Source organism: Burkholderia sp. AU45388 (assembly GCF_030481585.1).
Lineage (GTDB): Bacteria > Pseudomonadota > Gammaproteobacteria > Burkholderiales > Burkholderiaceae > Burkholderia > Burkholderia sola.
On the sequence record NZ_JAUJPV010000004.1, the window covers coordinates 156008 to 172503 of the forward strand.

14 protein-coding genes are annotated in these 16496 nt (G+C 69.2%); 5 read left to right on the plus strand and 9 right to left on the minus strand.

The features are described 5' to 3' along the window. Window positions 1-22: 22 nt before the first annotated feature. Entirely contained in the window at window positions 23-1408 is a 1386-nt protein-coding gene (locus QZM72_RS10425) for an aminopeptidase P N-terminal domain-containing protein (protein WP_301738009.1), read from the minus strand. 187 nt (window positions 1409-1595) lie between these two features. On the opposite strand from QZM72_RS10425, the gene QZM72_RS10430 reads away from it, so the two are divergent. Further along, a complete protein-coding gene (locus tag QZM72_RS10430; RefSeq protein WP_089467889.1) occupies window positions 1596-2207 on the plus strand; it encodes a glutathione S-transferase family protein in 612 nt (203 codons plus the stop codon). 110 nt (window positions 2208-2317) lie between these two features. Here the strand turns inward: QZM72_RS10430 and QZM72_RS10435 are convergent, their stop codons facing one another. The 3 genes from QZM72_RS10435 to QZM72_RS10445 form a co-directional block, all read right to left on the minus strand. Continuing rightward, the gene (locus tag QZM72_RS10435) at window positions 2318-3937 is read right to left on the minus strand and encodes an FMN-binding glutamate synthase family protein (protein WP_301738010.1); all 1620 of its coding nucleotides are present in this window, start codon (window positions 3935-3937) and stop codon (window positions 2318-2320) included. Between the two features lie 120 nt (window positions 3938-4057). Continuing rightward, a complete protein-coding gene (gene mnmA, locus QZM72_RS10440) occupies window positions 4058-5233 on the minus strand; it encodes a tRNA 2-thiouridine(34) synthase MnmA (protein ID WP_301738011.1) in 1176 nt (391 codons plus the stop codon). Continuing rightward, window positions 5230-5739: an NUDIX hydrolase gene (locus QZM72_RS10445; RefSeq protein ID WP_089466696.1), complete on the minus strand. Its 510-nt coding sequence runs from the start codon at window positions 5737-5739 to the stop codon at window positions 5230-5232. Before QZM72_RS10445 ends, mnmA begins: the two co-directional genes overlap by 4 nt. A 276-nt stretch (window positions 5740-6015) precedes the next feature. Here QZM72_RS10445 and QZM72_RS10450 point away from each other — a divergent pair, with 276 nt between their 5' ends. The 3 genes from QZM72_RS10450 to QZM72_RS10460 are packed head-to-tail and all read left to right on the plus strand — an operon-like array spanning window position 6016 to window position 8944. Further along, on the plus strand, window positions 6016-7155 hold the full coding sequence (locus tag QZM72_RS10450; protein WP_301738013.1) for a Re/Si-specific NAD(P)(+) transhydrogenase subunit alpha: 1140 nt from the start codon (window positions 6016-6018) through the stop codon (window positions 7153-7155). An 11-nt stretch (window positions 7156-7166) separates the two neighbouring features. Further along, window positions 7167-7493, plus strand: a complete 327-nt coding sequence (locus tag QZM72_RS10455) for an NAD(P) transhydrogenase subunit alpha (protein WP_012327914.1) — start codon at window positions 7167-7169, stop codon at window positions 7491-7493. After that, window positions 7490-8944 (plus strand): NAD(P)(+) transhydrogenase (Re/Si-specific) subunit beta, encoded by a 1455-nt coding sequence (locus QZM72_RS10460; RefSeq protein ID WP_301738014.1) that lies wholly within the window; start codon window positions 7490-7492, stop codon window positions 8942-8944. The genes QZM72_RS10455 and QZM72_RS10460 overlap by 4 nt, the downstream gene beginning before the upstream one ends. Before the next feature lie 88 nt (window positions 8945-9032). Here QZM72_RS10460 and QZM72_RS10465 read toward each other — a convergent pair whose 3' ends face one another. Continuing rightward, on the minus strand, window positions 9033-9953 hold the full coding sequence (locus tag QZM72_RS10465; RefSeq protein WP_301738015.1) for a LysR family transcriptional regulator: 921 nt from the start codon (window positions 9951-9953) through the stop codon (window positions 9033-9035). Window positions 9954-10039: 86 nt separating this feature from the next. On the opposite strand from QZM72_RS10465, the gene QZM72_RS10470 reads away from it, so the two are divergent. Beyond that, window positions 10040-10963: a carbon-nitrogen hydrolase family protein gene (locus tag QZM72_RS10470; RefSeq protein WP_301738016.1), complete on the plus strand. Its 924-nt coding sequence runs from the start codon at window positions 10040-10042 to the stop codon at window positions 10961-10963. Window positions 10964-11066: 103 nt separating this feature from the next. Here QZM72_RS10470 and QZM72_RS10475 read toward each other — a convergent pair whose 3' ends face one another. The 4 genes from QZM72_RS10475 to QZM72_RS10490 all read right to left on the minus strand — a co-directional run bounded on the left by QZM72_RS10475 (window position 11067) and on the right by QZM72_RS10490 (window position 16245). Next, window positions 11067-11753, minus strand: coding sequence for a YafY family protein (locus QZM72_RS10475; RefSeq protein WP_011544611.1), 687 nt, complete (start codon window positions 11751-11753; stop codon window positions 11067-11069). Between the two features lie 73 nt (window positions 11754-11826). Continuing rightward, on the minus strand, window positions 11827-12231 hold the full coding sequence (locus QZM72_RS10480; RefSeq protein ID WP_089466700.1) for a VOC family protein: 405 nt from the start codon (window positions 12229-12231) through the stop codon (window positions 11827-11829). Between the two features lie 386 nt (window positions 12232-12617). Next, window positions 12618-13922, minus strand: coding sequence for a class I SAM-dependent RNA methyltransferase (locus QZM72_RS10485; RefSeq protein WP_301738018.1), 1305 nt, complete (start codon window positions 13920-13922; stop codon window positions 12618-12620). Between the two features lie 193 nt (window positions 13923-14115). Then, the gene (locus QZM72_RS10490; protein WP_301738019.1) at window positions 14116-16245 is read right to left on the minus strand and encodes a site-specific recombinase; all 2130 of its coding nucleotides are present in this window, start codon (window positions 16243-16245) and stop codon (window positions 14116-14118) included. Window positions 16246-16496 lie beyond the last annotated feature (251 nt).

Below are 16496 nucleotides of genomic sequence, written 5' to 3' on the forward strand. Positions count from 1 at the left end.
GGAGGGAACGGTCGGCGGCCGGTCATGCGCCCGCGCGCATCAGCGCCTCGATCTCGTCGGCCGCGACCGGCACGCCGCGCGTGATCAGTTCGCAGCCGTGCTCGCGCACGATCGCGTCGTCCTCGATGCGGATGCCGATGTTCCAGTACTCGGGCGGCACGTCGTCAGCCGCGCGCACGTACAGGCCGGGCTCGACGGTCAGCGTCATGCCGGGCTTCAGCGTGCGCCACGGCAGCGCGCCGTTCGCGTCGCGCGCGGCGAGCCGCTCGCGGTAGTCGCCGCAGTCGTGCACGTCCATCCCGAGCCAGTGGCCGGTGCGGTGCATGTAGAAGCGCGTGTACGCGCGCTCGGCGATCACGTCGTCGACGTTCGAGAAGCGCGTTTTGGGGAGGATGCCGGTGTCGAGCAGCCCTTGCGCGAGCACGCGCACGGCCGCATCGTGCGGCGCCTCGAACGGCACGCCCGCGCGCGTCGCGTCGATCGCGGCCTGCTGCGCGGCGAGCACGATGTCGTACAGCGTGCGCTGCGCGGGCGAGAAGCGGCCGTTGGCCGGGAACGTGCGGGTGATGTCCGATGCATAGCCGTCGAGTTCGCACGCGGCGTCGATCAGGATCAGGTCGCCGTCCCGCGCGGCCGCGTTGCCGGCCGGGTAGTGCAGCACGCACGCGTTCGCGCCGGCCGCGACGATCGACCCGTACGCGGGCGCCTGCGCGCCGTGCTTGCGGAACAGGTACAGCAGCTCGGCCTCGAGCTCGTATTCGCGGATGCCGGGGCGGCACACCTGCATCGCGCGACGGTGCGCGAGCGCCGAGATGTGCGCGGCGCGCGTCATGATCGCGAGTTCGTGTTCGTCCTTCACGAGCCGCATGTCGTCGAGCAGCGGCGTGAGGTCGAGCAGCGCGTCCGGCGCGGCGACGCCCGTGCGTGCCTGCGCGCGCACCGCGTCGATCCATCCGGCGAGCTGGCGCTCGAACTCGGTCGATGCGCCGAACCGGTAGTGCACGGTGCCCGCATCGGCGAGCAGGCGCGGCATTTCGGTGTCGATCACGTCGGTCGCGAACGCCGCATCGAAGCCGAATGCATCGCGCGCGGCGTCGGGACCGTAGTGAAAGCCTTCCCAGATCTCGCGGTCGACGTTCTTGGCGCGGCAGAACAGGATCGATTCCGGCGCGCCGTGCGGCGCGGCCGCGTTCAGCACGAGCACGGCATCCGGCTCGGCGAAGCCCGTCAGGTAATGGAAGTAGCTGTCGAACCGGTACGGGTAGGCCGTATCGCGGTTGCGCAGCATTTCCGGCGCGGTGGGGACGATGGCGACGCCGCCGCCCGCGGCACGCAGTGCGGCAAGCACGCGTTCACGGCGCTGGCGGTAGACGTCGACGGCGATGGCGGTATCGAGGGGCGCATTCATCGTGCGATTGTAGCGCCGCCGGACGCGGCGCGTCAGGGCGGCGGCTGCAAGGCACGCCCGGCGGGGCTCGGCGGCGGCTGTTGCAAACCTTCCACAGGCCGGACCGGCGATTTTCTGCCCGGCCGCGCGGGCCGGTTATGATCGACGACAACGTATACTCTCGGCAGTTCCCTTAAAAAGGCAGATGATGAAATTAATCGGTTCGCTCAGCAGCCCGTACGTCCGAAAGGCGCGGATCGTGCTTGCTGAAAAGAAGATCGACTACAAGCTGGAGCTCGAGAACGTGTGGGCATCGGACACGAACATCCATGCATCGAACCCGCTCGGCAAGGTCCCCTGCCTCGTGATGGAGGATGGTGCCGCGGTGTTCGATTCCCGCGTGATCTGCGAATACGTCGACACGCTGTCGCCGGTCGGCAAGCTGATTCCGCCGTCGGGCCGCGAGCGCGTCGAAGTGCGCTGCTGGGAGGCACTGGGCGACGGCGTGCTCGACGCAGCCGTCGCGATTCGTCTCGAACACACGATGCGCGACGAAGCGCAGCGCAGCGCGAGCTGGATCGCGCGCCAGCAACGCAAGATCGACGACGCGCTCGTCGCGATGTCGCAGGGCCTCGGCGGCAAGACGTGGTGCGTCGGCAATCATTACACGCTCGCCGACATCGCACTCGGCTGCGCGCTCGGCTATCTCGACTTCCGGGTGCCCGAGCTCAACTGGCGCGATCGCCACCCGAACCTCGACAAGCACTTCGTGAAGCTGCAGCAGCGGCAGTCGTTCGCCGATACGCTGCCGCAGGGTTGAGCCGCGGCCCGGCCTTCACGCATTCGGCAGACGAAAGAGAAGCGCCCGCGGGGCGCTTTTCTTTTGGCCGCACGGGCCCGCCGCAGCAGCGAGCGGCGCGGCCGCGCGCGTCACTCGATCGATGCGTACACCGCTTCGCCGAGCGTGAACGAATCGCTGCGCGCGATCGGCCACCACTTGTCGTACAGCGAGAAACCGCAGGTCTGGCCTTCGAGCAGCGCGCCGGGTTTCAGGTACTTCAGCAACTGCGACATCAGCCGCACCTCGTGCGGCGCCACGCGCTGCACGATGTGATGCGCGCGCAGCTCGGACGGATGCGCGAGGCCGGCCGCCTGCACGAGTTCCTGCAGCGCATGAAGCGTATTGCGGTGAAAGTTGTATACGCGCTCGGCCTTGTCGGGTACGACGAGCGCGCGCTGGCGCACCGGGTCCTGCGTCGCGACGCCGGTCGGGCAGCGGTCGGTGTGGCAGTGCTGCGCCTGGATGCAGCCGACCGCGAACATGAAGCCGCGCGCGGAGTTCACCCAGTCGGCGCCGATCGCGAGCGTGCGCGCGATGTCGAACGCGGTGATGATCTTGCCGCTCGCGCCGAGCTTCACGCGGTCGCGCACGCCGATCCCGACGAGCGTGTTGTGCACGAGCAGCAGCCCTTCCTGCAGCGGCACGCCGACGTGGTCGGTGAATTCGAGCGGCGCCGCCCCCGTGCCGCCCTCCGCGCCGTCGACGACGACGAAGTCGGGCACGATGCCCGTCTCGAGCATCGCTTTCGCGATCCCGAAGAATTCCCACGGATGGCCGATGCACAGCTTGAAGCCGGTCGGCTTGCCGCCGGATAGCGTGCGCAGCCGCTCGACGAATTCGAGCAAGCCGCGCGGCGTCGAGAATTCCGAGTGCGTCGCGGGCGAGATGCAGTCCTTGCCCATCGGCACGCCGCGCGTCTCGGCGATTTCCGGCGTGATCTTCGCGGCCGGCAGCACGCCGCCGTGGCCGGGCTTCGCGCCCTGCGACAGCTTCACCTCGATCATCTTGACCTGCGGATCGGCGGCCTGCTTCGCGAACTTGTCGGGGTTGAACGTGCCGTCGTCGTTGCGGCAGCCGAAGTAGCCGGACGCGATTTCCCAGATGATGTCGCCGCCGTTCTCGCGGTGGTACTTCGACAGCGAGCCTTCGCCGGTATCGTGCGCGAAGCCGCCTTTCTTCGCGCCGAGGTTCAGCGAGCGGATCGCGTTCGCGGATAGCGAGCCGAAGCTCATCGCCGAGATGTTGAAGATCGAAATGTCGTATGGTTGCGCGCGATTCGCGCCGACGCGGATGCGGAAATCGTGGTTCGGCAGCTTCGTCGGCGCGAGCGAGTGGCTGATCCATTCGTGCGCGACGGCCTTCACGTTCAGCTCGGTGCCGTACGGACGATTGTCGGCGACGTTCTTCGCGCGCTGGTAGACGAGGCTGCGCTGCGCGCGCGAGAACGGCTTTTCGTCGGTGTCGTCCTCGACGAAGTACTGGCGTATTTCAGGTCGGATGAATTCGAACAGGAAGCGGAAGTGGCCCCAGAGCGGGTAGTTCCGCAGGATCGCGTGGCGGTCCTGGTTCAGGTCGTACAGGCCGAGCGCGACGAGGGCGATGGGGATGGCGATCCACAGCCAGGAGAGGAGGTGGACCGACGCGAGCGCGGCCGCCGCGACGAGCAGCAGCACGGCGCACCACATCGCGAGGTAGCGTCTTGAAAGCATGGGGAACTCCGTAAGCATTCTGAGGTGCCGCCATGCGTACGCTGCGAAGGCGGCGCGCCGGCCGCGACGGAATCGTGTTCCGCCGGGCGCGGCGTGCCGCAAGTCTAAACCGAATGGATGTCAGCGTGCTTCGGCGAACGCCGGCGCGTGGCCTGCCGCCGCAGCCTGCCCGGGCTGGCCGGTGGCCGCGGATTCGATGATGCCGCCGCCGAGGCAGATTTCGCCGTCGTACAGCACGGCCGATTGGCCGGGCGTGACCGCCCACTGCGCGTCGTCGAACGCGAGCGAGAAGCGCGCTTCGCCTGCCGGGCCGGCGGCCGCGGCGCCTGTCGCGGCCCGACCGAACACGCACGCCGCATCGGCCTGCCGGTAGCGCGTCTTCGCGCCGCACGCGAAGCCGTCCGCCGGCGGCTCGCCCGCGACCCAGCTCACGTTGCCGGCGACGAGCTCGCGCGACAGCAGCCACGGATGGTCGTGGCCCTGCACGACGTACAGCGTGTTCGACGCGATGTCCTTCGCGGCGACGAACCACGGATCGCCGTTGCCGCTCTTGCTGCCGCCGAGGCCGATGCCCTTGCGCTGGCCGAACGTGTAGAACGCGAGGCCGATGTGCTCGCCGACCACCTTGCCGTCGGGCGTCTTCATCGGGCCGGGTTTGGTCGGGAGATAGCGGTTCAGGAAATCGCGGAACGGCCGTTCGCCGATGAAGCAGATGCCGGTCGAATCCTTCTTCTTCGCGTTCGGCAGCCCGATCTGCGCGGCGATCTCGCGCACCTTCGTCTTCGGGATCTCGCCGAGCGGGAACATCGTCTTCGACAGTTGCGCCTGGTTCAGCCGGTGCAGGAAGTACGACTGGTCTTTCGTATGATCGAACGCCTTCAGCAGTTCGAAACGCCCGTCGCGCTCGCGCACGCGCGCATAGTGGCCGGTCGCGATCATTTCCGCGTCGAGCGACATCGCGTGGTCGAGGAACGCCTTGAACTTGATCTCGGCGTTGCACAGCACGTCGGGGTTCGGCGTGCGGCCGGCCGAGTATTCGCGCAGGAACTCGGCGAACACGCGGTCCTTGTATTCCGCCGCGAAGTTGACGGCTTCGACGTCGATGCCGATCAGATCGGCCACCGACACGACGTCGATCCAGTCCTGGCGCGTCGAGCAGTACTCGCCGTCGTCGTCGTCTTCCCAGTTCTTCATGAACAGGCCGACCACGTCGTAGCCCTGTTCCTTCAGCAGCCAAGCGGTCACCGACGAATCGACGCCGCCCGACATGCCCACCACGACACGACGCTTGCTCATTTGCCGACCGCCTGACGTTCGAATGCCTCGGGGCGCGGAGCGACCGAATGCGTGTGCACGAAATCGAGCGGCACGCGCCGCCCGGCGAGGTAATCGTCGACGCAGCGCATCACCGCGGGCGAACGATGGCGTTCGCTGCATGCGCGCAGTTCGTCGGCCGTCATCCACAGCGTCCGGACGATGCCGTCGTCGAGCACGTGGCCCGCGACCGGTTCGCCGGCCGTGCCGCAGAACGTGAAGCGCAGGTAGGTCGCGCCGGCGTTGCCGGGGCGGTCGTAGTGCGCGAGATAGACGCCGACGAGCGCGTCGGGCGTGAACGGGTGCGCGGTTTCCTCGAGCGTTTCGCGGATCACGGCGTCGGCGAGCGTCTCGCCGGCTTCGAGATGACCGGCCGGCTGGTTGATGCGCAGGCCCGTCGAGGTTTCTTCCTCGATCACGAGAAAGCGGCCGGCGCGCTCGACGAGCGCGGCGACCGTCACATGCGGGGTCCAGATTTCGGGTTTCATGGTTCGGCATTTTACCGGTTGCGCCCGAACGCTGCCGGCCGTTCCGCTAGACGAATCCGACCCTTGCAAGGCGGCCGTCCCCGCAGGGCGTGACGGGACGGGTCAAGCGCATGTCGCATTCGAGCACGGTCGTGCGCAAAGTGCTGGCGGGGCCATCGCTTTCGGTTAAAGTGCGTGAAAGCCGTTGCTCGTGAGCCGGTAAGTCAGCCTGTCCGGCTCGTTGTGCAGTAAAGATCGCAAGAAAAGAAATACTGACAATGACTGGAGGAACCGACGATGCATATTGGAGTGCCTGCTGAAACGCGGGCCAACGAGGCGCGCGTGGCCGCGACGCCGGAAACCGTGAAGAAGTACGCGGCGGCCGGCCATCGGGTCAGTATCGCGAAAGGGGCCGGCAGCGCCGCCAGCTATCCCGACGAAGCCTATGTGGCCGCCGGCGCCGAATTGACCGACCAGTCGGCCGCTTTTGGCGCCGACCTCGTGCTGAAGGTCCAGGCGCCCACCGACGCCGAACTGCCGTTGCTCAAGCGCGGCACGGTGCTGGTCGGGATGCTCGAGCCGTTCAACGGCGAGCAGGCGGCGCAACTCGCCGCGGCCGGCGTCACCGGTTTCGCGCTCGAGGCCGCGCCGCGCACCACGCGCGCGCAGAGTCTCGACGTGCTGTCGTCGCAGGCGAACATCGCCGGCTACAAGGCCGTGCTGGTGGCCGCGTCGCTGTATCCGCGCTTCATGCCGATGCTGATGACGGCCGCGGGCACCGTGAAGGCGGCGCGCGTGCTGATTCTCGGCGCGGGCGTCGCGGGCCTGCAGGCGATCGCGACCGCGAAGCGCCTCGGCGCGGTGATCGAGGCGTCCGACGTGCGGCCGGCCGTGAAGGAGCAGATCGAGTCGCTCGGCGCGAAATTCCTCGACGTCCCGTTCGAAACCGACGAAGAGCGCGAAGCCGCGCAGGGTGTCGGCGGCTATGCGCGCCCGATGCCGCCGTCGTGGCTGGGCCGCCAGGCCGCGCTCGTGCACGAACGCGCGAAGCAGGCCGACATCGTGATCACGACCGCGCTGATTCCCGGCCGTCCGGCGCCGACGCTGATCTCGGTCGAAACGGCGCAATCGATGAAGCCCGGCTCGGTGCTCGTCGATCTCGCGGCCGGCCGCGGCCCGGAAATCGACGGCCGCAAGGGCGGCAACTGCCCGCTGACCGTCGCCGACCAGGTGATCGTGCACAACGGCGTGACGATCGCCGGCTACACGAACCTGGCGTCGATGGTCGCGTCGGACGCGTCGGCGCTGTATGCGCGCAACCTGCTCGACTTCATGAAGCTGATCGTCACGAAGGAAGGCACGCTGAACATCGACCTGACCGACGACATCGTCGCCGCGACGCTGCTGTGCCGCGACGGCGAAGTGACGCGCAAATAACGGAGGAGACCATGGAAGTCATCAATCACACGGTGATCAACGTGATCATCTTCGTGCTGGCGGTGTACGTCGGCTACCACGTCGTCTGGAACGTCACGCCGGCGCTGCATACGCCGCTGATGGCCGTGACCAACGCGATCTCGGCGATCGTGATCGTCGGCGCGATGCTCGCGGCGGCGCTGACCGTCGGCGCGACCGGCAAGTTCTTCGGCACGCTCGCGGTCGCGCTCGCGGCCGTCAACGTGTTCGGCGGCTTTCTCGTGACGAGGCGAATGCTCGAAATGTTCCGCAAGAAGGAGCCCAAGCGTATCGAGGGCGGCAAGGAGGGCGCGCGATGAGCATGAACGTCGTCACGCTGTTGTACCTCGTCGCGTCGGTGTGCTTCATCCAGGCGCTGAAGGGGCTGTCGAACCCGAAGAGCGCGCGGCGCGGCAACCTGTTCGGGATGGTCGGGATGGCCATCGCGATCCTCACGACGATCGCGCTGATCGTCAAGCAGGCCGCGTGGCTCGGCGCGAACCTGCCGCTCGGCCTCGCGCTCGTGCTCGGCGCGCTGATCGTCGGCGGGGGCGTCGGGGCATTCGTCGCCGCGCGCGTCGAGATGACGAAGATGCCGGAACTCGTCGCGGCGATGCACTCGCTGATCGGTCTCGCGGCCGTGTGCATCGCGTATGCGGTCGTGTCGGAGCCGGAAGCGTTCGGCCTCGTGCCGCAGGATGCGGTGTCGTCGAGCTTCATCCCGTACGGCAACCGCGTCGAGCTGTTCATCGGCACGTTCGTCGGCGCGATCACGTTCTCCGGTTCGGTGATCGCGTTCGGCAAGCTGTCGGGCAAGTACAAGTTCCGGCTGTTCCAGGGCGCGCCGGTCGTATACGCGGGCCAGCACCTGATCAACCTGATGCTCGCGATCGCGATGCTCGGCTTCGGCATCCTGTTCTTCATCACGCAGGCGTGGCTGCCGTTCATCATCATGACGGCGATCGCGTTCGTGCTCGGCGTGCTGATCATCATCCCGATCGGCGGCGCGGACATGCCGGTGGTCGTGTCGATGCTGAACTCGTACTCGGGCTGGGCCGCGGCCGGCATCGGCTTCTCGCTGAACAACGCGATGCTGATCATCGCCGGTTCGCTGGTCGGCTCGTCGGGCGCGATCCTGTCGTACATCATGTGCCACGCGATGAACCGCTCGTTCTTCAACGTGATCCTCGGCGGGTTCGGCGGCGAGGCGTCGGCCGGCGGCGCGGCGGGCGCGCAGGAGCAGCGGCCGGTGAAGTCGGGTTCGGCCGACGACGCGGCGTTTATGCTCGGCAACGCGGAATCGGTCGTGATCGTGCCGGGTTACGGGCTCGCCGTCGCCCGCGCGCAGCACGCGCTGAAGGAACTGACCGACAAGCTGGTCGAGAAGGGCATCGACGTGAAGTACGCGATCCACCCGGTCGCCGGGCGGATGCCGGGGCACATGAACGTGCTGCTCGCGGAAGCGGAGGTGCCGTACGAGATCGTGCACGAGATGGAGGACATCAACGGCGAATTCGGCCAGGTGGACGTGGTGCTCGTGCTCGGCGCGAACGACGTCGTGAACCCGGCCGCGAAGAACGATCCGAAATCGCCGATCGCGGGGATGCCGATCATCGAGGCGTACAAGGCGCGCACGGTGATCGTCAACAAGCGCTCGATGGCGGCCGGCTACGCGGGCCTCGACAACGACCTGTTCTACATGGACAAGACGATGATGGTGTTCGGCGATGCGAAGAAGGTGATCGAGGACATGGTGAAGGCCGTCGAGTAACGCACGCTCTGGCTACGCGGTGCCCGCTGCGATGCGCGGGCGCCGCGCGCCGGACAGGCCCGACCGGCGCAAGCCGGCCGGGCTTTTTTCATGGTGTGACGAGGCGTGCGACGCAGGCGGCGATCGTGTCGCGCACGCGTACGATCGCCGGGTCGCGCTGCGTGCTCGTGCGCCAGCCGATTTCGACCGGATAGCGGGGCAGGTCGACCGGGCACGCGAGCGCGCGCAGCGACGTCGCTTGCGCGATCGCATGCGCCGCATGCGCGGGGATCGTCGCGATCGCGTCGGAGCCGGCGAGCAGGTACGGCAGCGCGGCGAAATGCGTGGTCGACGCCGCGACGCGCCGCTTGTGGCCCAGCGCGGCCAGCGCTTCGTCGACGATCCCGATCACGCCGCCCGACGACACGAGCAGGTGGTCGCGCCGCAGGAATTCGGCGAGCGTCAGCGTGCGCGGCGCCCGCGCGCGGCCGGCCGGGTCGATCAGGCACGCGTAGCCGCCGGTGGCGACCGCGCGCCGGCTGAGCCCGTTCGCCGAGAACCCGCCCGACGCGATCGCGACGTCGACGCCGTGCCGCAGCAGCGCGTCCCCGGCGATGCCGCTGTGCGTTTGCCGGAAGATCAGCCGGATCCCGGCCGCTTCGCGCGCGACCGCCTCGATCAGCGCACGGCCGAGCGCGATCTCGAAATCGTCGGACAGCCCGATCGAGATCGTGCGGCCGACGCGGTCGCCGCCGTCGGCCGCGATCGCGAGGCTTTCGCGGCAGCGGTCGAGCGCGTCGGACAGGATCGGCTTCAGTTCGTCCGCGCGCGGCGTCGGCGCGAGCCCGCGGCCGGTGCGCACGAACAGCGGATCGGCATAGATCACGCGCAACCGGCCAAGCGCCGCGCTGACCGCCGACTGCGTGAGATCGAGCCGCAGCGCCGCGCGGCTCGCGCCGCCTTCCTCGTACAGCGCCTCGAACACCTTCAGCAGGTTCAGGTCGAGCGCGGCGATATCATCCACATTCATGTCAGTTATCGTTGTATCGATTTGATCGATGAAATGATATCGACAAAGATGACGTCCCATTCACCGCATTCACCGGAGACGCCTTCATGTCCACTTCAGTCATCGCCGCGCTGCAGATCGGCGCATCGCCCGCCGGCACGCGCGCCACGCTCGACACGATCCTCGGCTACGAAACCGCGATCCGCGACAGCGGCGCGTCGCTGGTCGTGCTGCCCGAGGCCGTGCTCGGCGGCTATCCGAAAGGCGAGATCTTCGGCACGCGGCTCGGCTACCGGCTGCCTGAAGGCCGCGACGCGTATGCGCGCTACGCCGCGCAGGCGATCGACGTGCCGGGGCCGGAAACCGACGAGCTGGCCGCGCTGTCGCAGCGCACGGGCGCGAGCCTCGTGGTCGGCGTGATCGAGCGCGGCGGCAGCACGCTGTACTGCACCGCGCTGTTCTTCGATCCGCGCGACGGGCTCGTCGCGAAGCACCGCAAGCTGATGCCGACCGGCACCGAGCGGCTGATCTGGGGGCAGGGCGACGGCTCGACGCTGCCGGTGGTCGACACGGCCGCCGGCCGCGCGGGCGCCGCGATCTGCTGGGAGAACCACATGCCGCTGCTGCGCTGCGCGATGTACGCGAAAGGCGTGCAGATCTGGTGTGCGCCGACGGTCGACGAGCGTGACGTATGGCAGAGCTCGATGCGGCACATCGCGCACGAGGGGCGCTGCTTCGTCGTGAGCGCGTGCCAGGTGCAGCCGTCGCCGCGCGCGCTCGGCATCGACGTGCCGGGCTGGGACCCCGAGCGGCCGCTGATCCGCGGCGGCAGCGTGATCGTCGGGCCGCTCGGCGACCTGCTGACGGAGCCGCTGATCGGCGAGGCGGGGCTCGTGACCGCGCGGATCGACACCGACGCGCTCGTGAAGGCGCGCTACGATTTCGACGTCGTCGGCCACTACGCGCGTGCGGACGTGTTCTCGCTGCACGTCGACGAGCGGCCGAAGCGGCCGGTGGTGTTCGGCGGGTAACGCAAGCAGGGCGGCGCGCCCCATGGCGCCCGCGACATGAAGGGCGGCGGCGTACGCTTGCCGCTGCGCTGCGCTGCGCAGCGCTGCGCCGCGCCGCGCCGCGTCAGCGCATCGGCGCTTCCGCGATCCGCATGTAGTCGGCGATCCGCCGGCCTTCCATGTCCGGAAACTGCTCGTGCACGGTGATGTCGCCCATCCGGGCGATGTCGAAGGTGCGGAAATCGCCGCGCAGTTCGCACCACGCGCCGATCGTCCAGCGCCCGCCCCAGTAGACGAGCCCGAGGGGCCACACGCGGCGCTGCGAATGCGCGCCGAGCCGGTCGCGATAGTCGAAGCTGACGATATGGCGCGTGTCGATCGCCTGGTGGATCGCGTCGACCTTCGCGCAAAACGTCTCGTCGATGTGAAACGACGGCGCGAACACGGGCAGCCGGTCGAGCGCCGTGCGCTTGTCGGCCGGCATCGCCGACGCGATCTTCGCGAGCGCCGAGCGCGCGCCGCTCGCGAAGCGCGCACCGCCCCAGGTCTCGAGCATGCGCGCGCCGGTGGCGAGCGCCGCCAGTTCCTCGGCCGTGAACGTGAGCGGCGGCAGGCTCGCGTTGCGGTTCAGCCGGTAGCCGATGCCGGCTTCGCCTTCGATCGGCACCCCTGACAGTTGCAGGTCGCGCACGTCGCGATAGACCGTGCGCGGCGACACCGACAGCCAGTCGGCCAGTTGCTGCGCGGTCGTGAGACGACGCCCGCGCAACAGCTCGGCGATCTGGAACAGGCGGTCGGCGCGGCGGGTCATGACGGCACCTCGATTCCTCTGGCGACGGGGACTTCGCGATGATAGCGCCGCGCCGGCCCGCCGGCCGCCGCGCTCAGTGGCATTTCGGCGCGTGCAGGCCGACGCGGTTGCCTTCCGTGTCGATCAGGTAGCCGACGTAGCCGTAGTTGTTCGGCAGCTCGACGACGGCGCCCTGCACGACGCCACCCGCGCGCTTCGCGCGTTCGAGCGCCGCGACGACCGATTCGCCGGCGTTCAGGTAGACGAGCACGCCGTTCGCGCTCGGCTTGATCTGCTGCGGATCGAACACGATGCTGCCGCCCGTGCTCGACGCGTCGCGATCGAACGTCGCCATCGGCACGCCGCCGATGACCGCGCGCTGCAACGTGGTTTGCAGCACGGTTTCGTAGAAGCGGATCGCGCGGTCGAAATCGAGGGACGGAATGTCGAACCACGCGATCGCGCGGTCCGGGGTGGCAGTGGCGGTTGCTGACGTCATGACGAGCTCCTTGTTACGTTGTTTGCGTTGTTATTCGGATTCGGTGCGGAAACCAGCCTGCATTGCGCCGGGATTGCAGTGTGAGCGCGGGCTGCTGACACCGTATTGTCAGTAGAGTTGTCATCTATCGGGTCGAGCCGCAGGCCGGCGTCGGGGAGCTGACCGTCACGCAGGAGGGGCTCGTGCCCGGTTCGAAGAAGGAGGGCGGGAGGCGCGGCGGCTGGCCGGCCGTGCTGTCGAGCGTGAAGACGCGGATCGAGACGCGGCATGCGCTGCCATCACGATGGCGCGCGGGTCGCAGTCGAAGCACCGACCGGCCGCGGAAAAGCACAGGGGCCGCGATGGCGGCCCCTGGAAGTCGTTGCTCGTGGAAGCGAACGGCCGGCTTACGCGTCGTCGCCTTCCGCTGCCGCCGGGCGTGCCTTCACGCTGCCGGCGATCAGGTCGAAGCGGAACAGCCGGCATTCGAGCGCGCCGTTGAACAGCGGCGTCTTGGCCGATTCGCGCAGGCGCAACTGGCCGGGCAGCGAACGGTCGGACGTCAGCAGGAACGCCTGCCAGCCGGTGAAGCGCTGCTTCAGCGCATCGCCGAGCGCGTTGAAGAACTCGCTGTCCGGCGCGTCGGTGTGCGTGCGGCGGAATGCGTCGTCGTTGCCGCGGTTGCGGCCGGTTTCGCGCACCTCGCCGCGCGCGCTGCGCCCGCGCACTTCGATCCGCTCGCCGTACGGCGGGTTCGCGAGGAGGATGCCCGGCCCGTCGCACGGCGGCGTCATCCCGCGTGCGTCGACCTGCTTGAGCCACACCGACGGCACGCCCGCGCGCTCGAGGTTCGCGCGCGCCTTCTCGAGCATGTCGCCGGAAATGTCGCTGCCGTACACGCCGAGCGCGTCGCCGCGCTTGGCGCGCGCCGCGCGCTTCGCGTCGAGCGCCGGCACCTTCAGCCCCTGCCACGCGGTGATGTCGTACTGCTTGAGCTTTTCGAAGCCGAACCGGCGTTCGACACCGGGCGCCACGCCGAGCGCGATCTGCGCGGCTTCCGCGAGGAACGTGCCGCTGCCGCACATCGGGTCGTACAGCGCGGTGCCGGGCGTCCAGCCCGTCAGGCGCAGGATGCCGGCCGCGAGATTCTCGCGCAGCGGCGCCGCGCCCTTGTCGAGACGCCAGCCGCGCTTGAACAGCGGCTCGCCCGACGTGTCGAGGTACAGCGTGCACTCGTTGACGGTCAGGAACGCGAACACGCGCACGTCCGGCGCACCGGTGTCGATGCTCGGGCGCGAGCCGGTTTTCTCGCGCATCCGGTCGCAGATCGCATCCTTCACGCGCAGCGTCGTGAATTCGAGGCTTTTCAGCGGCGACTTGATCGCCGTGATGTCGATGCGCAGCGTCTGCGTCGACGCGAACCAGCGCTCCCACGGCTGCTCGAACGCGAGCGCGTAGACGTCCTGTTCGTTGCGGTACGGGCCGTGCGCGATCTTCAGCAGGATCCGGCTCGCGATCCGCGAATGGAGGTTCGCGGCCATGCCGGCGGCCCAGCCGCCGCTGAAATGGACGCCGCCCGGCACCTGCGCGCCCGCGGTGAACGGCGCGCCGTTCAGGTGGCGGCCGGCGATTTCGGCCAGCTCGGCGGCAAGCGCCGCTTCGAGGCCGCGCGGGCAGGGAGCGAAGAATTCGAACAGGGTGGGCGAGGACATAAGGCGGGCGAGGACGTGCAAAAGTCCACTATTGTACGCGGCGCGGGCGACCCGGGCCGGCGTTTCGGCGCGGCGGCCCCGGCGCGGCCGCCGCTCGCGCGTGCGGGGCGTGCCGGGAGGACGGGAGGGCGGGAGGGCGGGAGGACGGGGAGGGCGGGGCCGGGCGGCCGGGCAGGCGCCGCCGCGCCGCCGGTCAGTGCGTGCCCGGCTGGCCGGCGCGCGCGGCGGGGTTGGCCGCCGGCCAGAACAGCGCGAGCGGATTCGACAGCACCGTGCGGACGATCGCGGCGACGAGCGCGCGCACCTTGGTCGGGCGCAGGCTGCGCGAGCGCACGGCCATCGTGAACGCAAGCGCGAAGCTCACGAGCACGTTGAGGATCGCCATGCTGAGGACGCCCGCGCCGGCCCACCACAGCTCGGGCGTGCCGAGCGCACCCTTGCCCAGCACGCCGAGCGCGACCCCGATCGAGCCGGCCGACAGCGTCACGTGCCGCACCTCGAACGGGAACATGAACACGGTGACGATCGCCGGGACGAGGCCGAGCATCAGGCCGAGGCCGACGTTCGCGACCACGCCCGCGACGTTCGACCGGCAGAAGTGCGCGAGCTTCGCGGCGCCGGCCGCGCCGAGCGTCAGGCGCAACCGCCGGTTGTAGGTGAGCGCGTCGCCGACCCGGTGCAGCACGAACCAGTTGTCGGCCCAGCCCGCGAGCAGGCTCGACGCCCACAGCAGCACGCCGGTGAGCGCCGCATAGAACGGCGTCGGGCCCAGCAGCGAGAACGAGTGCAGCGTCGCATGAGCCTTCTCCGGCGAGATCAGGTTCGCATGCAGCACGTTGCTCGCGAACAGCTGCACGAGCAGGCACACCGGCAGCACGACGAGCACGTTGCCGGAAATCGCGGCCGCCTGCGTGCGGATCAGCGCGATCACCGATCCGACGAACGCCTTCACGCCTTCGTCGTGGCCGGTGTCGTCGAGTTCGCGCGCGAGCGTCGGCGCGGTCATCGCGGGCTGCTTGGTCGCGAGCGTGAAGTGCAGGAAGTGCATCAGCATGAAGCTGGCCGCGTAGTTGACGCCCGCGAGCAGCCCTTCGAGCATCGACTGCAGGTGCGCACCCGTGATCGCGAACTTCACGCACACGGTCACGACGGTGACGAGGCCGCCGCCGGCGGCCATCCGCAGCATCTTCAGGTACTCGGCGCGGCCGCGCGAGATGTAGTGCTCGCCGGTGTCCGCGTTGGTCTCGACGAGCTTGCGTGCGAACAGCGAGAAGTTGCTGCGCACCAGGTGCGCGACGCTCTGGCTGCTCTGGTTCGCGTCGACGAGTTCGGCGGTCAGCTGCGCCATGCCGCGCAGGTCGTCGCGCGCCATCCACGCGTTGAGCAGCATTTCCGCGCGCAGGATGCGCATGCGCATCCGCTCGACCTGGAACACGATGTCCACCGACACGCCGTTGCGGTACAGGTGCGCGAACACGTCGTCGACGGCGATCCGGCATTCGTCGAGCAGCACGCGCAGGTAGTTCACCTCGTGCAGCAGCTTGCTCGGGTCGCCGCCGTCCTCGACGGCCGCATGCGCGGTCTCGACCGCGAGCATCGCGCGCGTGAGGCGGTAGAACGGCTGCGATTCGAGCGGCTGGCGTTCCAGCGGCTTGCGCGCGTCGTCGTCGGACAGCCGGCTGCGCACCGTCTGCGACAGGCCGGTCGAGCTGATCTGGCAGGTCAGGTTGTGCAGCGCGGCCAGCAAGTCGCGCGAGAACGAGCCGGGCTCGTGGCGCTCTTCGTCGGTGACGTCGAACGAGATCAGCTCGGCGACGCGCGCGAGCAGGTCGTCGGGCAGCGCGTCGATCCATTTCGCGTCCTCGGGCGTCGGGAACATCAGCGTGAACAGCGCCGACAGCTCGCGGCGGTTCGGCGCGGGCGGGATCAGCGACGAGTCGATCCGCTCGAACAGCGCGCCGAAGAAGCCCGAATGCACGGGCATGCCGGCGTCGCACAGCAGCGAGATGCCGTCGCACTCGCGCAGGATGCCGCGCAGGATGCGCGCGGCGTGTGCTTTCCACACGGGGTTGCGATCGAGCACGTGGAACAGGTAGCGCAGCCGTGCATGGGCCGGATACGCGCGCGTGTCGGCGTCGCGCCCGGCCGGCGCGTCCTGCACGGTGCCGGTGCGGCGCAGCCAGTGCGCGAGCTCGATCAGCCATTCGCTGCGCTCGGCGTACGACGCGTCGGCGTCGGCGTTGGCGAGCAGCGCATCGAGCTGGTGACCGGCATTGCGCGACGCGCGCCACTTCTTGATCAGGGTCGTCAGGGAACGAAACATAAACGGAATAGCTGAAAGCCCGGGACGGGCGGGTTCGGGATGCCGGCCGGGGAAGCGGCGCGGCGCCGGTGAGAACGGGTGAGACGGGGCCGGTGGCCGGACGATGCGCGGCGACCCGCGATGCGGCTGCCCCGCCGCGGTGCACGCGGTTCGCGTGCGGGCGCCGGGCGGCACGGCGGTCGGGCCGAACGCGGCCCGGCGCCGCTGGCTGATGCGCACGACGAACGGCGCGAGCCGGAAAGTGCGTAGGA

Bases quoted from the DNA above. Each gene is read 5' to 3' on its own strand.
- QZM72_RS10425 (WP_301738009.1), bottom strand. From the start codon at position 1,408: ATGAATGCGCCCCTCGATACCGCCATCGCCGTCGACGTCTACCGCCAG.
- QZM72_RS10460 (WP_301738014.1), top strand. From the start codon at position 7,490: ATGAGCATGAACGTCGTCACGCTGTTGTACCTCGTCGCGTCGGTGTGC.
- QZM72_RS10465 (WP_301738015.1), bottom strand. From the start codon at position 9,953: ATGAATGTGGATGATATCGCCGCGCTCGACCTGAACCTGCTGAAGGTG.
- QZM72_RS10445 (WP_089466696.1), bottom strand. From the start codon at position 5,739: ATGAAACCCGAAATCTGGACCCCGCATGTGACGGTCGCCGCGCTCGTC.
- mnmA (WP_301738011.1), bottom strand. From the start codon at position 5,233: ATGAGCAAGCGTCGTGTCGTGGTGGGCATGTCGGGCGGCGTCGATTCG.
- QZM72_RS10435 (WP_301738010.1), bottom strand. From the start codon at position 3,937: ATGCTTTCAAGACGCTACCTCGCGATGTGGTGCGCCGTGCTGCTGCTC.
- QZM72_RS10430 (WP_089467889.1), top strand. From the start codon at position 1,596: ATGAAATTAATCGGTTCGCTCAGCAGCCCGTACGTCCGAAAGGCGCGG.
- QZM72_RS10480 (WP_089466700.1), bottom strand. From the start codon at position 12,231: ATGACGTCAGCAACCGCCACTGCCACCCCGGACCGCGCGATCGCGTGG.
- QZM72_RS10470 (WP_301738016.1), top strand. From the start codon at position 10,040: ATGTCCACTTCAGTCATCGCCGCGCTGCAGATCGGCGCATCGCCCGCC.
- QZM72_RS10490 (WP_301738019.1), bottom strand. From the start codon at position 16,245: ATGTTTCGTTCCCTGACGACCCTGATCAAGAAGTGGCGCGCGTCGCGC.
- QZM72_RS10450 (WP_301738013.1), top strand. From the start codon at position 6,016: ATGCATATTGGAGTGCCTGCTGAAACGCGGGCCAACGAGGCGCGCGTG.
- QZM72_RS10475 (WP_011544611.1), bottom strand. From the start codon at position 11,753: ATGACCCGCCGCGCCGACCGCCTGTTCCAGATCGCCGAGCTGTTGCGC.
- QZM72_RS10455 (WP_012327914.1), top strand. From the start codon at position 7,167: ATGGAAGTCATCAATCACACGGTGATCAACGTGATCATCTTCGTGCTG.
- QZM72_RS10485 (WP_301738018.1), bottom strand. From the start codon at position 13,922: ATGTCCTCGCCCACCCTGTTCGAATTCTTCGCTCCCTGCCCGCGCGGC.